Origin of the sequence: Ramlibacter sp. (assembly GCF_035655895.1) — a bacterium.
In the GTDB taxonomy this organism is placed as follows: Bacteria; Pseudomonadota; Gammaproteobacteria; order Burkholderiales; family Burkholderiaceae_C; genus Ramlibacter.
This window is the reverse complement of sequence record NZ_DASRTN010000008.1, coordinates 55,077-66,786: the sequence shown is the minus strand read 5'-3', so window position 1 is coordinate 66,786 and position 11,710 is coordinate 55,077. Positions and strand designations below refer to the sequence as shown.

Below are 11,710 nucleotides of genomic sequence, written 5' to 3'. Positions count from 1 at the left end.
CCAAATGCGGTGCCCGGAATGGGCCCGTGTCGTGCATTCTTGGAGAGCGCTCTGACCGCGCGCTTTCGTCAAACCAACAGAGGCTTGCACCAAACTTGCGGGGCTCTGACGATTTAAGGTGAAACCCGCAGCTGGCGTTTCACCATGTGGCGAATCGAGACCGGTGGGCCTGCGCCGGGGCCGGCCGGCGCCAACAACTCAGCCGCGCGCGGGACGGACCGCAACGGCGGCGGCCTGCGCGCCAGCGTCCCAGGCGGTGTCGAACCAGGGATCGCGCTCCAGGTGGGCGCGCAGCATCGGCAGCGCATCGAAGCCCCAGAACAGGCGGCCGTCCACCACCAGGGTGGGGACGCCGAACACGCCGGCGGCGATCGCCTGCGTGGTGGCGTCCTTCAGCGCCTCCTTCACCTCGTCCGAGCCCGGCTCCCGGGCCGGCGCGAGCTCGGCCTGCAACGCCGCGAGCCGGGCCGGATCGGCCGCGTCGGCGCCGCCGCGCCAGACATGCCGCAGCACACGCTCGCACACGTGGCGGTTGGGCCCGCAGGCCAGCGCCAGCCGCAACAGCGGCAGCGGGTTGAAGGGATGGGTGGGCGGCATCTGCATCGGGATGCCGTGCGCGTGCGCCTGCCAGAGCGCCTGACGGTAGGTCCACTCGCGCTTGCCCGGGATCTCGGCCGGACCCAGCTGGCCATGGTGCCGCAGCAGCCCGGCGAACAGCACCGGCCGGTACTCGACACTGCAGCTGTGCCCCTGCAGCGCCTGCGGCAACTGCTCGAACGCCAGGTAGGCGTAGGGCGAGATGACGTCGAACCAGAAGGTGATGCGCTTCATGCGGGACCTCCGCCGCCTGCGGGCCGCTCTGCCCGCCCGCCCAGTTCGCGCCACACCGCCAGCCGGGCCTCGCCGTCCAGGCTGCGCCAGGCGGCGATCTCGTCCAGGGTGCGCAGGCAGCCCTCGCACCAGCCGGTAGCCGGATCGATGCGGCACACCGAGTTGCACGGCGTGGGCACCGGTTCTCCGGGGGCCAGGGCAGCGATCTCGCCCTGGAGCCGCTGGAGCACGAGCGCGCCCCAGTCGCTCACGCCGGCGGCTCCTGCACCACGTCGGCCACCGGCGCGCCGCCGGTGAGCCGTTCGAGGTCCTGCGGCCGCAGCTTGAACACCCCGTGCGGGTGCCCGGCCGCGGCCCAGATCTCGTCGAAGCGGAACAGCTCGCGGTCGATCAGCACCACCGGTGGCTGCGCGTGCCCCACCGGCGACACGCCGCCGATGGAATAGCCGGTGCGGCTCTTGACGAACCCGGCATCGGCGCGCCCGGTCTCGCCGACCAGGGCGTCGACCTTCTTCTCGTCCACGCGGCGGTCGCCCGAGGTGACCACCAGCACCGCCGCCTCGTCCGACCTGCGGCGAAAGACGATGCTCTTGGCGATCTGCCCGAGCCGCACGCCGAGCGCGTCGGCCGCCTGCTGCGCGGTGCGCGCCGCATCGTCGAGCATCACGGGGGAATGGGGATGCCCCAGGTCCTGCAGCACGCGGGCGACGCGCTGCACGCCTTCCGGCAGGGGATGGAGTTCGGCACCGCACATGGCGCGATTATCGCGACCCATCGCGACCCGCCCCGCGTCCGGGTCGCCGCCGTGCGCCGCAGGGCCATCGTCCGCGGCGGTGCGTGCCCAGGCGCGTGCGCCACGACACCGGGGAACACGCGGCCCGCCACGGGCCCGGTCCTCAGCCGGCGCGCTTGTTCAGGATCGCCGTGGACGCCCGCGAATTGGGCGGGCGTTGCAGGAAGTCGCTGATGAACTTGCCGGCGTCGATCAGCTTGTCGAGGTCGATGCCGGTGTCGATGCCCATGCCGTGCAGCATGTAGACCACGTCCTCGGTCGCCACGTTGCCGGTGGCGCCCTTGGCGTAGGGGCAGCCGCCCAGCCCCGCCGAGGAGGTGTCGAACTGCCACACCCCCATCTCCAGGCAGGCCAGCGTGTTGCCCAGGGCCTGGCCGTAGGTGTCGTGGAAGTGGCCGGACACCTCGTCCAGGCCGTAGTGCCGCAGCGCGGCCTCCATCGCGGCCTGGACCTTGCGCGGCGTGCCCACGCCGATGGTGTCCGCCACGCCGACGTGCTGCACGCCGATCTCCTTCATCAGGCGGGCGACCAGCTCCACCCGGTCGGGTGCCACGTCGCCCTCGTAGGGACAGCCGACGGCGGTGGAGATCGCGCCGCGCACGGCGATGCCCTTGGCCCGCGCGCCCTCGACCACGGGCGCGAACCGCTCGATGCTCTCGGCGATCGAGCAATTGATGTTCTTGCGGCTGAAGGCCTCGCTGGCGGCGCCGAAGACCACGATCTCGTCGGGCCGCGAAGGCAGCGCGGCCTCGAAGCCCTTCAGGTTCGGGGTCAGCACGGAGTAGCGCACGCCGGGCTTGCGGTGGATGCCCGCCATCACCTCGGCGGCGTCGGCCATCTGCGGCACCCACTTGGGCGAGACGAAACTGGTGACCTCGATCTCGGTCAGGCCGGCCTCCTGCAGGCGGTGCACCAGGCCGATCTTGACCTCGGCCGGCACGTGGCCCTTCTCGTTCTGAAGACCGTCGCGCGGGCCGACGTCGACGAGCTTGACTCGGATTGGCAATTGCATGGTGTGCGTTCCTCGGCCCTCAGTATCCACGCGAGCGGTCGACCACGCCGGCCACGGGTTCTCCGCGGGCCATCGCGCGGATCTTGCCGGCGATCTGGGCGATGCTCTCCTCGCGCAGCGTCCGCGCCGAGGTGTGCGGCGTCAGCGCGATCTTCGGATGGCGCCAGAACGGATGCGCGGCGGGCGGCGGCTCCTCGCGCAGCACGTCGATGGTGGCGCCGGCCAGGTGACCGCTGTCGAGCAGCGCGAGCAGGTCGGCCTCGACCAGATGGGCGCCGCGCGCCACGTTGATGAGGTAGCCGCCGGCCGGCAGCCGGCCCAGCGTGTCGCGGTCGAGGATGTTCTCGGTGTCGGGCGTCAGCGGCAACAGGCACACCAGCACCCGGCTGGCGGCCAGGAAGTCGCCGAACTGCGCCTGGCCGGCGTAGCAGCGCACGCCGGGCAGCGCCTTGGGCGAGCGGCTCCAGCCGAGCACCGGGAACTCGAACTGCTGCAGGGCCTGGGCCACCCGGGCCCCGAGCACGCCCAGGCCCATGATGCCGATGGTGAACTCGCTGCGCAGCCGCGGCTTGCGATAGGACCAGCGGCCCTGCGCGATGTCCTGCTCGTAGGCATCGAGCTCGCGGAAATGCCGGATCACCGCATGGCAGACGAATTCGGCCATCTGCACCGACATGCCGGCGTCGTCCAGCCGCACCACCCGGGTCTGCGGCGGGATGCGCAGCTTCATCAGCGCATCGACGCCGGCGCCGATGTTGAACAGGCCTTGCAGCGCCGGCTGCTCGTCCAGCAGCTGCTGGGGCGGCGCCCAGACCACCGCGTGGTCGGCTTGCGGGGCGCCGGGCGCCCACTCGGCCACCTCGGCCTCCGGCAGCGCGGCCTGCAGGCCGCTGACCCAGGGTGCGGCCTTGGTGGCCGTTGCAGAAAAGAGGATTCGCATGGGAGATGTCTACCACATCCGCCCGTTGACACCGGCCGAGCCGGGGGCGTAGCGTGGCGGCAGGAGGTGATGGCATGGACTTCAAGCGGGAACGGCCGGACACCGAGGCGATCCGGCAGCGCCGCGCGCACTGCGGCATCGACGGCGACGCGCCGGTCTGGGGCCTGGCGCTCTCGGGCGGCGGCATCCGCAGCGCCACCTTCTGCTTCGGCCTGCTGCGCGCGCTGGCGGCGCGCCGCGCGCTGCAACGCTTCGACTACCTCTCCACCGTCTCCGGCGGCGGCTACATCGGCGCGGCGCTCGGCCGTCTCTACCAGCCGGGCCAGGGCGCGGCCGTCGTGCAGGACAAGCTGGCGAGCGAGCGCACGCTGCTGCTGCACTGGCTGCGCAACAACGGCCGCTACCTCACGCCCGCCGGCATGCGCGACCTGGCCTTCGCCGTCGCCGGCATGCTGCGCGGTGCCCTGTCGTCCAACGTGGAAGCCGGCCTGCTGTTCCTCCTGTTCGGCGGCGTGCTGCTCGCGCCGGCGGTCCTGGCGCCGGTGGCCGGCCTGGCCGATGCCGCCCGGCTGCACGCGGCCTGGGGCTCGTTCTGGTGGTGGCTGGTCCTGCCGGTGCTGGCCTGGGCCAGCGCCGAGATGTACCGGTACTGGGGGTGCCGCACGCGCCCGGAGCGCGACGACGTGCTCACCTTCGTGGTCGCCGCGGTCCTCGCGGGCGCTGCCGGCTTCCTGGCCCACGTGCTGTGGCGCGAAGCCCTGCCAACCACCCCGCTCGGGGCGCTGTTCCGCGGGCTGCAGTGGTGCGGGGTCGCCATCCTCGCCGGCCCGGTGCTGGCCTGGCCGCTCCTGCTGGCCCTCCCGCCGGAAGAGGCGCTGGCCAAGTCCCGCCTCAACGCCACCCGGCGGCTGTCGCGCGCGCTCGTGGTCACCCTGGTGCTGCTGGCCGCCGGGGCCCTGGACCTCGCCTCGCGGGCGCTGGCAGGCTGGGCCGCGGGCCGGCCCGGCTGGTCGGTGTCGCTGCTGGGCCTGGTGGCCGCGACCGGCACCGTCGTCCGCCTGCTGCACCCGGTGGCGCAGCGCCTGAAGCCGCGCCTGGCCGGCCGGCGGCTGGACGCGCTGGCCTGGGTCAATGTCGCCGGCCTGCTGTTCCTGGTGGCCGTCGTGCTGTTCTGGCTGACGTTGCTGCAGTACGCCGTGCACGAAGCCGTCGCCGGCCTCGCGGTGCCGGTCTGGGGCGTGGTGCTGGCCCTGTGCGCGGGCTGGGTGCTCTGGACCGGCCAGGGCCTGCAGGTGCTCAACCACTCGTCGCTGCACAACTTCTACCGTGCCCGGATCCTGCGCGCCTACGTCTCGGTGGGCAACGCCGGCCGGGCCAGCGCCGGCGGCGAGCGCCCGCGCTTCGAAGGGTCGGTGCTGAGCACCTCGCGCGACGCCCATCCGGCCGTGCGGCTGAACGACGCCCTGGAGCGCGACGACGTGCCGCTGGCGGACTACCTGCCGCACCGGCACGGCGGTCCGATCCACCTGATCAACTGCTGCATCAACCAGACGGTGGACGACCGCAACGGCACCTACAGCGCCGACCGCAAGGGCATCGCGCTGACGGTCAGCGCGCTCGGCGTGGAGATCGGGACCCAGGAGCCGCCGGTGCTGACCGAGGCGCGCCGCAGCGAGGTGGTGGGCGCCCTGGGCACCCTGTCGCAGTGGATCGCCGTCTCGGGCGCTGCTGCCGGCACCGGCATGGGCTCGCGCACCGCGCCCGGCGTCGCCGCCCTGCTGTTCCTGAGCGGACTGCGCCTGGGCTGGTGGACGCGCCGCCTGCGCGAACCCGCGCCACGCCAGCAGTTGCACGGCACGCCCCGGTTCGACCGCTTCCTGGGCGCCATCGGTCGCTGGCTCCCGAAGCCCACCGCCCTGCTGTCCGAACTGCTGGCGCGCTTTCCGGGCCTGAACAGCGCGGCCTGGTACCTCTCGGACGGCGGCCACTTCGAGAACACGGGCGTCTATCCGCTGCTCAAGCGACGGGCCGACGTGGTGGTTGTCGCCGACTGCGGGGCCGACCCGGACCACCTGCTGGGCGACCTGGAGAACCTGGCCCGCAAGGCCCTGATCGACCATGCCACCCGCATCGAGTTCCTGGACCCCGCGGACCTCCTGGTGCCCGAGGCGGCCCCGCTGCTCCGGCGCGCCGGGACCCCGGCGCAGCTGGCTGCCGGCCTGCCGGGCCGCTGCTTCGCGCTGGCCGCGCTCCGGTACGACGACCATCCACCCGGCCTGCTGGTGGTGGTCAAGCCGGCGCGCCTGCCCGACATGCCGCTGGAGCTGGAGCGCTACGCCGCGCGCGAGGCGGTGTTCCCGCAGCAGTCGACCGGCGACCAGTTCTTCGACGAGGCGCAATGGGAGGCCTACCACCAGCTGGGCTGGATCGAGGGCCTGCAGCTCGATGAGGCGGGCCTTGAAGCACTGGCGCGCCGGGTCCGGGCCAGCGCCCCGGCCGCGCGCGAAGCCGTGTCCGGCACCGCGCACGGCTGAGCCGTTCCGTCACGTCAGCTTGAGCAGCTCCGCGCCTTCGGCCACCTGGTCGCCCGGCGCATAGAGCAGCTCGGCCACCGTGCCGTCGGCCGGCGCGGCGATGGTGTGCTCCATCTTCATCGCCTCCATCACGGCCAGGGCCTGGCCCTTCTTCACGGCGTCGCCCGCCTTCACCGCGAACGAGACCACCTTGCCCGGCATGGGCGCGGTCAGCCGGCCGCCCTCGACCTCGCCCTCGCCCGCATGCGCCAGCAGGTCGACCGCGACGATCCGCGTCGCGCCCTGCGGCGTGAACACGTGGTCGACCTCGCCCTGGGCATGCACCTGGACCACCGTGCGCTGCCCCGCGAACCGGACCTCGATGCCGTCGGCCTGTTCCCGGAACTGCAGCGGGCCGCTGGCGTCACCGACCGCCAGCTGCAGCGCGCCGTCGTGCAGGTAGGTGAGCTCGGCCCGCTGCGGCTGCCCGCCGAACTCGAAGGCGAACCGGCGGGCAGCCTCGCCGTGCGCGCGCCAGCCGTCGCGGCGGCTGAACGGATCGGCGCCTTCCAGCCGGCGCTCGGCCAGCAGGGTCGAGGCGACCGCGGCCGCCGCGGCCAGCGGCAGGCCCACCGGCTCCTGCTGGAACAAGGCGGCCTGCTCGCGCTGGATGAGCGCGGTGTCCAGGTCGGCCTGCGCGAACGAGCGGCTGCGCACCACGTGGCGCAGGAACTGCACGTTCGTCGCCAGGCCGACGATGCGGGTCGCCGCCAGGGCTTCGTCCAGCCGGGCCAGCGCCTGCTCGCGGGTGTCGCCGTGGACGATGAGCTTGGCGATCATCGAGTCGTAGTAGGGCGAGATCTCGTCGCCTTCGCGCACGCCGTCGTCCACCCGCACGGCGGACGGCACGAAGGCCGTCGCGTCCGGCTTGCGGTAGACCTGCAGCCGGCCGGTGGCCGGCAGGAAGTTGTTGTCGGGGCTTTCGGCGCAGATGCGGGCCTCGATCGCGTGGCCGTGCAGGCGCAGCTCGTCCTGCTGCAGCGGCAGCGGCTGGCCGGCGGCCACCCGCAGCTGCCACTCGACCAGGTCGAGCCCGGTGATCGCCTCGGTCACGGGGTGCTCCACCTGCAGCCGGGTGTTCATCTCCATGAAGAAGAACTCCATCCCCTCGGGCCGCTGCTCGACGATGAATTCGACGGTGCCCGCGCCGACGTAGCCGACCGCGCGTGCCGCCGCCACCGCCGCCTCGCCCATCTGCCGGCGCAGCGCAGGTGTCATTCCGGGCGCGGGCGCCTCCTCCAGCACCTTCTGGTGGCGCCGCTGCACCGAGCAGTCGCGCTCGAAGAGCCAGAGGCAGTTCCCCTGCGTGTCGCCGAACACCTGGATCTCGATGTGGCGGGGCCGCTGGACGTACTTCTCGATCAGCACGGCGTCGTCGCCGAAGCTGTTTTTCGCCTCGCGCTTGCACGATGCCAGGGCCGCCTCGAAGTCCTGCGGGCGCTCGACGGCGCGCATGCCCTTGCCGCCGCCGCCGGCGCTGGCCTTGATCAGCACGGGATAACCGATGCGATCGGCCTCCCGCCGCAGCAGTGCCGGGTCCTGGTCGCTGCCGTGGTAGCCCGGCACCAGCGGCACGCCGGCCTGTTCCATCAGCCGCTTGGACTCGGCCTTCAGGCCCATGGCCTGGATGGCGGCCGGCGGCGGCCCGATGAACACCAGGCCGGCGTCGGCGCAGGCCTGCGCGAACTCCTCGTTCTCGCTGAGGAAGCCGTAGCCGGGATGGATCGCCTGCGCACCCGTGGCGCGGGCGGCCTCGATGATGCGGTCCCAGCGCAGGTAGCTGTCCTTGGGCGCGCTGCCGCCGATGTGCACGGCCTGGTCGCAGGCGGCGACATGCTTGGCCTGGGCGTCGGCATCCGAGTACACGGCGACGGTCCGGATGGCCAGGCGCCGCGCCGTGGCGGCCACCCGGCAGGCGATTTCGCCGCGGTTCGCGATGAGGATCTTGTCAAACATGGTGGCTCCGCGGCGCAATCGCCTCGCACGCTGCGCGTGCCATGCGAACTGGCGCATGCCCACGTGCGCCTGCGCACATGGGCACGCTCCCGCGCAGGCGCGCGCCGCGGTTCGCGATCAGGATCTTGTCGAACATCGTTCCTAGAGCTCCCGGGGCAACCGTCGCCCCTCGAAGAAATCGAGCAGCCCCCGCAGCACCACGCGCAGGAACTTCACCAGCACCACCAGCAGCACCGCGGCCACCAGCACGCTGACGACCAGCACGACGGTGAAGAGCGCCGGGTGGGTGGCTGCCAGCCACAGCAGGAAGACGACCAGGCCGTCTTCGAACAGCGACACCGTCCAGTTGGAGAACGGCTCGGGCGAGGTGTTCACGGCCGCACGGGTCGTCAGCTTGGTCGCGTGGCTGGTGGCGGCCAGGCTGCCGCCAACCAGCGCGGCGATCCAGCCCATGGCCGCATCGTTGGCGCCCAGGGCGCCGGCGGCGAGCGCCGCGCCCGCGGGGATGCGCACCACCGTGTGCACCGCGTCCCAGATCGAGTCGACGTAGGGAATCTTGTCGGCGAAGAATTCGACGAACAGCATGAAGCCGCTGGCGGCGAGCACGCCCGGGTGCTGCAGCACCTGCAGGCCCGGCGGCAGCTCGAACCAGCCCATCGCGCCGGCCAGTCCGGTGAGGAACACGGCGGCATAGAGGCGAAAGCCGCTGGCCCAGCCCAGCGCGCCGGCCAGCGCCAGCAGCTGCGGTGCGTCGAGGAGTTCGGGGATGCGGTCCATGCCGGTTCTCGCGGCGCGTCATGCCGGCGGCAGCACCCAGGCCGGCTTGCGCTTGTCGAGGAAGGACCGGATGCCCTCGCGGCCCTCGTCGCTGGTGCGGATGTCCGCGATGCCTTCGACTGTGCGCCGCACCAGGCCGGCCGTGATCTCCTGGCCGGCGACGTCGTGCAGCAGCTGCTTGCAGGCCTTGACGGCCTCCGGCCCCGCGCTCACCAGCGAGGCCGTGATGTCGTGCATGCGCGCGTCGAGCTGGTCGGCCGCCACGACCTCGTGCACCAGGCCGATGCGGTGCGCCTCGGCGGCGCTGAAGCGTTCGGCCGTGAGGAAGAACCGGTGCGCCGCCCGCGCGCCCATCGCGCGCAGCACGTAGGGGCTGATGGTCGCCGGGATCAGCCCCAGCCGCACTTCACTCAGGCAGTAGTGCGCAGTGTCGACCGACACGGCGATGTCGCAGGCCGCCACCAGCCCGGTGCCGCCGGCGTAGGTGTCGCCGTGCACCCGGGCGACGGTCGGCTTGGGGCACCGGTACAGCACCTCCAGCATGCGCGCCAGCCCGGCGGCGTCCTCCAGGTTCTGCTCGCGGGTGTAGCCCGCCACGCTCCGCATCCAGTTCAGGTCGGCGCCGGCGCAGAACGCGGGGCCGCTGCCGGCCAGCACGATGCAGCGCACTTCGGGCCGCCGGCCCAGCTCGAGCACGACGGCGGACAGCTCGGCGATGAGCTCGTCGTTGAAGGCGTTGCGCACGTCGGGGCGGTTGAGCGTCACGGTGGTCACGCCGGCGGTGGTGTCGAGCAGCAGGTGTTGCATCTCAGGGGGCCTTAGAGGCAGGAGCCGGAAAGCCGACAGCATCCAGGAATTCGCCGACCTTGGGTTGCCACACGGCGGGAAAGCGGGTGAACAGCGAGTGGCCATCCTCGCCGTGCGGCGGGAACTGCACGAACTCGGCCTTGGCGCCGCTGGCGGTGTACGCCTGGTGCCACTCGCGCGGCACCCTGGGGCCGAAGTACAGGTCGTTCTCGGTGTAGATCCACAGCATGGGCATGGCGGCCGTCCTGCCGTAGTCGCGGTACAGCGCTTCCATGCGGTGCGGCGCGCACGGGTTGCCGGGCTGGGTCTTGGGATTGCCGCCGCCGCCGCCCGCGAAGTTGATCGCGGCCTGCACGCCGGCCGGGTTCTGCGCGGCCACCGCGGCCGAGGTGGCGCCGCCGAACGACTGGCCGACGACGACGGCCCGGTCCCCGGCGGCATCGGGGCGCTCGCGCACCATGGCGAGCACGGCCAGCGTCTGCTGGGCCGCCACGGCATAGCCTGGGGCGAACACCTTGTTGGAGCAGCTGCCGGTGTCTTCCGCGTCCGGGCCACCCGACACGCCGTAGCCCATCCGCGTCGGCACCGCGACGATGAAGCCGCGCTGCACGAACCAGCGCGACGCGTCGCCGTAGCGGGCCCGTCCGAGCGCCGCGCGCTCCGGGGCACCCGGCGCCCGGCCGTGGTTGAGCACCAGCACCGGCGCGGGCTGCGGGTTGGCATCGTCCGACCAGACCGTGACCTTGATCGGGTGCTCGATCGTCTTGCCGAAGCCGTCGACCACGCGCACCGGCAGGTCGACTTGTTCTTCGCGGATGCGGGCCTGCGCCAGCGTCGCGGCCGCGCACAGCAGCAGGAGGAGGACGTCGCGCATGCTCAGTACCTCTTGGCCACTTCTTCCAGCATGACCTCGGTGGCGCCGCCGCCAATGGCCAGGATGCGGGCGTCGCGCCACAGGCGCTCGATCGGCATCTCGCGCATGTAGCCCATGCCGCCATGGAACTGCTGGCAGGTCTGCACCACCTCGTTGACCAGCTCGCCGGTCAGCGCCTTGAGCATGGACACGTCCTGCACGATGTCGTGGCCCCTGCGTCACCCGCCAGGCACAGTGGTAGAGGAAGGCGCGCGCCGCGCGCGTCCTGGCATCGAGCATCGACAGCCGCTGGCGGATGGTCTGCTGGTTCCACAGCGGTCCCCCGAAGGCCTGCCGCTGCCGCACGAAGTCGAGCGTGAGCTTCAGGGCCTGCTGGCAATGGCCGACCGCCATGGCCGCGAGGGCGATGCGCTCGGTCTGGAAGTTCTTCATCACCGAGTAGAAGCCCTGCCCCTCGGCGCCCAGCAGGTTGGCGGCCGGCACGCGCACCTGGTCCAGCACCAGCTCGGCCGTGTCGCTCGACAGCCATCCGGTCTTCTTCAGCGCGCGGCCCACCGAGAAGCCGGGCGTGCCCTTCTCCACGATGAACATCGACATCTCGCGCCTGCCCGGGCCGGTCTTGGCGGCGATGAAGAACAGGTCGCCGTGCACGCCGTTCGTGATGAAGAGCTTGCGGCCGTCGAGCACCCAGTGGTCGCCATCGCGCCGGGCCCGGGTGCGGATCCCCGCCACGTCGGAGCCGGCGTCCGGCTCGGTGATGCCCACGGCGGTGATCAGCTCGCCGGCGATGACGCGGCGCAGGTAGCGCTCCTTCTGCGCCGGGCTGCCGGCATGGTGCAGGTGCGGGCTGGCCATGTCCGTGTGGACCAGCACCGTGATCACGAAGCCCGCATAGGTCGATTGCGACAGGGCCTCGGCGAACACCAGGTTGGTCAGCGCATCGGCCCCGGCGCCGCCGTACGTGTCCTCGTACAGCAGGCCGAAGAAGCCGGCCTGCCCCATGCGCCGCAGCACCTCGCGCGGCACGAAGCCCTGCTCCTCCCACGCGGCGGCGTGCGGCTCGACCTCGCGCGCCAGGAAGCGCGCCACCTGCTCGCGCAGGGCCTCGTGCTCGGGGGTGTCGTAGATCGCGACGTCGGCCATGGCC

Annotated in this window: 9 protein-coding genes and 2 pseudogenes; 1 reads left to right on the top strand and 10 read right to left on the bottom strand. The window is 72.4% G+C overall.

The genetic code is table 11. The annotated features are described in order from the left end of the window. Positions 1-198: 198 nt before the first annotated feature. The 5 genes from VFE82_RS09920 to VFE82_RS09900 form a co-directional block, all read right to left on the bottom strand. Positions 199-831: a 2-hydroxychromene-2-carboxylate isomerase gene (locus tag VFE82_RS09920; protein WP_325000146.1), complete on the bottom strand. Its 633-nt coding sequence runs from the start codon at positions 829-831 to the stop codon at positions 199-201. After that, positions 828-1,082 (bottom strand): DUF1289 domain-containing protein, encoded by a 255-nt coding sequence (locus tag VFE82_RS09915; protein ID WP_414708748.1) that lies wholly within the window; start codon positions 1,080-1,082, stop codon positions 828-830. The genes VFE82_RS09920 and VFE82_RS09915 overlap by 4 nt, the downstream gene beginning before the upstream one ends. Further along, positions 1,079-1,585 (bottom strand): YbaK/EbsC family protein, encoded by a 507-nt coding sequence (locus VFE82_RS09910; protein WP_325000145.1) that lies wholly within the window; start codon positions 1,583-1,585, stop codon positions 1,079-1,081. The genes VFE82_RS09915 and VFE82_RS09910 overlap by 4 nt, the downstream gene beginning before the upstream one ends. Before the next feature lie 142 nt (positions 1,586-1,727). Beyond that, positions 1,728-2,636 carry a hydroxymethylglutaryl-CoA lyase gene (locus VFE82_RS09905; protein WP_325000144.1) on the bottom strand — a complete coding sequence of 303 codons (909 nt, stop codon included), beginning with the start codon at positions 2,634-2,636 and terminating at the stop codon, positions 1,728-1,730. A gap of 19 nt (positions 2,637-2,655) precedes the next feature. Further along, positions 2,656-3,576 carry a glyoxylate/hydroxypyruvate reductase A gene (locus VFE82_RS09900; RefSeq protein WP_325000143.1) on the bottom strand — a complete coding sequence of 307 codons (921 nt, stop codon included), beginning with the start codon at positions 3,574-3,576 and terminating at the stop codon, positions 2,656-2,658. Positions 3,577-3,650: 74 nt separating this feature from the next. Between VFE82_RS09900 and VFE82_RS09895 the strand changes: the two genes are divergently transcribed. Continuing rightward, positions 3,651-6,110, top strand: a complete 2,460-nt coding sequence (locus tag VFE82_RS09895) for a patatin-like phospholipase family protein (RefSeq protein WP_325000142.1) — start codon at positions 3,651-3,653, stop codon at positions 6,108-6,110. 9 nt (positions 6,111-6,119) lie between these two features. Here the strand turns inward: VFE82_RS09895 and VFE82_RS09890 are convergent, their stop codons facing one another. The 5 genes and pseudogenes from VFE82_RS09890 to VFE82_RS09870 form a co-directional block, all read right to left on the bottom strand. Further along, positions 6,120-8,105, bottom strand: a complete 1,986-nt coding sequence (locus VFE82_RS09890) for an acetyl/propionyl/methylcrotonyl-CoA carboxylase subunit alpha (protein ID WP_325000141.1) — start codon at positions 8,103-8,105, stop codon at positions 6,120-6,122. A gap of 141 nt (positions 8,106-8,246) precedes the next feature. Then, complete coding sequence (locus tag VFE82_RS09885; RefSeq protein ID WP_325000140.1) at positions 8,247-8,882, bottom strand: DUF4126 domain-containing protein; 636 nt, start codon at positions 8,880-8,882, stop codon at positions 8,247-8,249. Between the two features lie 18 nt (positions 8,883-8,900). Then, complete coding sequence (locus tag VFE82_RS09880) at positions 8,901-9,689, bottom strand: enoyl-CoA hydratase/isomerase family protein (RefSeq protein ID WP_325000139.1); 789 nt, start codon at positions 9,687-9,689, stop codon at positions 8,901-8,903. A 1-nt stretch (position 9,690) separates the two neighbouring features. Continuing rightward, positions 9,691-10,305: pseudogene (locus VFE82_RS09875) on the bottom strand (dienelactone hydrolase family protein); the annotation flags it as partial. A 260-nt stretch (positions 10,306-10,565) separates the two neighbouring features. Next, positions 10,566-11,706 (bottom strand): annotated as a pseudogene (locus VFE82_RS09870) (acyl-CoA dehydrogenase family protein). Positions 11,707-11,710 lie beyond the last annotated feature (4 nt).